Source organism: Spiroplasma sp. hy2 (assembly GCF_044714365.1).
GTDB classification, from domain to species: Bacteria; Bacillota_I; Bacilli_A; order Mycoplasmatales; family Mycoplasmataceae; genus Spiroplasma; species Spiroplasma phoeniceum.
On the sequence record NZ_RXFZ02000279.1, the window covers coordinates 1 to 925 of the forward strand.

Below are 925 nucleotides of genomic sequence, written 5' to 3' on the forward strand. Positions count from 1 at the left end.
WTWTAAAGTATTAAAATTTTTATTTAATCACTTAATCTGTTTAACTGTTAAAGTAATATGTTTTTTAGAATTTTTTCTATTTTTAAGATATTGTTTTTGTGATTTTAAAGGGTCATATTCCTTAAACTTTTTAAGTTCACGCCGAATTGTTTCCTTATCTCTTTCCATAAAACGTGCTATCTTTGAATAATTAATCTTACCATTTTTCTTTTTATATAATTCTGATATAGATAAATCCTTTAATATAATTTTTTCATTAATACTTAAATGTTTAAATTTTCTCATATCCAAAAGCTCTCTTTCTGAAAATAGTTTTATCATAAAAAAATAAAATTTTAAAAATTTATTTGACATTTTTGTATAAAGTGTTATATTAGTGTTATATTTAAGTTATAGTTATATTTAAGTTATATTTATAAAAGTTTAATAGATTTTCCAAAGCTCTAAAAACTTGTTTATAAATTAAAAAATTAAGACTTGAAAAAGTCTTTTTTTGATGTAAAATAAACATAATAAAAATAATATTAAGTTATTTAATACATTTTGATAAGTGTTTAGTTCTTGATAAGTTTCTTTATTACTCTTTTATTTAATCATATTCATTAAATAATAGCAATTTTAATATGCAAAAAGGAGTAAAAAATGAAAGAATTTAATCCAAAAACAGCAAGTTTACGAACATTTTATCGTAAAATAAATGAATTTTGGCAAAATAAATCACCTAATAAACCATATACTTTGAATGATTTAACCAATGAATTCAACCTTTCTCGTCATTGAAGACAAGAAATTTATCGGAGCGAAAAGATACTTCCTTTGCTTGAAAAACAAGTTGATAGAATTGAAAGTGAAATAATTAATTTTATGATGAAATCACCTGATGGTGCTAAATTATATTGACAACGAGCATTTAATTATAAATATT

General features: G+C 20.5%; 1 protein-coding gene and 1 pseudogene. One reads left to right on the forward strand and one right to left on the reverse strand.

Annotated elements, in window-relative coordinates; genetic code table 4:
* Positions 1 to 285 (reverse strand): annotated as a pseudogene (locus EHV01_RS06070) (IS30 family transposase); the annotation flags it as partial.
* A 357-nt stretch (positions 286 to 642) separates the two neighbouring features.
* On the opposite strand from EHV01_RS06070, the gene EHV01_RS06075 reads away from it, so the two are divergent.
* Positions 643 to 925, forward strand: a 283-nt coding sequence (locus EHV01_RS06075; protein WP_422066676.1) for a hypothetical protein, incomplete at its 3' end; no start/stop codon positions are given.